This is a genomic window from Pseudomonas sp. MPR-R2A5, assembly GCF_058793055.1.
On sequence record NZ_JBXAFK010000117.1, the window covers coordinates 1 to 1,043 of the forward strand.

Here is a 1,043-nt window from a genome sequence, read left to right on the forward strand (position 1 = left end):
TGATCATTTGGCGAGTTTAAAAGTTGCGCTAGGTGGTATGCCGGGGAAATACATGGCTACTTCAGACCATCCCTAAGTAGTTTTATCCTGTCTACAGATTTTTTATCCAACATTTTAAGCTTCTTAATTCGGTCTCTGTGCTTATTCATGATTCATATTTCCTTTCAAAGTTTACGGCGTGTCTGGGTAGAGGGCGGCGAGTCTGACGCCTGGAAGGACTATCGTTTATTTCAGAAAAACGCCTGCGGTGCGTGTAACCTGCGAACTGTTGTTGAGCTTGGCTGGGGGCAACGGAGTCGCCTAGCAGACTACGCTGTAGCTATTTGGGAGCAGCAGCATACGCAATTATAACCGAGAGTCGTAGGTTGTGCGGAGTGGCTCCTTCGGTGTCTACGTTTGCCTTCTTCAGCCACTTTCTGAACCGCGTGCTAAGCTCGCGCATATTCATGTGCGTACCTGGATTCACAGAGGATCTGAATACATAGTCTTCTTTTGACAGGCTTTTACGTTTAATGCTCTCGATTGTTGCGGGCATACATGGGAAAGGAATGGATACACCTTTCACAGTTATAAGGCCATCACCGGTTACTTCGAGGTCTTTTATTTTCATAGGAAGGAATTGTGAGTTGCGCGTGCCTGACAGCATAATCGCAAGAAGTAATTGTTCTTCGAGAGACTCCATGTTCACTGCAGTTTCTCTGATTCGAGTAAGCTGATCTAGGTTAAAAAGCTTGGGGGAATACTTTTGCGTTGTTGTAATCTGCATGCTCACTGTGGTTCTTTTGGGGAATGAGGCTGCATTAAAGATTTTTCGTTGCGTGGTAGTCAAGATTTTTTTGCGTTTTCTTTTCGGCTGGAGGGTGTTTAAGAGTATATTGATAATAGACTTTGATTGAATGGGTGTGTATAGATTTTTCTCTGCTTGTGTGTCATTGGTTATGGATATATTTATTGTTTTTTTTGTGGTTAGGGAAACTCTGAAAAAAACTTTCTGATTTGGCAAAATACCGCGACCCCACCCACCGAGTTTCCCGATGAAGCAG

General features: G+C 43.8%; 1 protein-coding gene. It reads right to left on the reverse strand.

Going from position 1 to position 1,043, the window contains the following annotated elements:
* Positions 1–319 precede the first annotated feature (319 nt).
* The coding region (locus AC1Q6I_RS34770) for a tyrosine-type recombinase/integrase (protein WP_492618421.1) at positions 320–1,043 on the reverse strand (724 nt) is incomplete at its 5' end.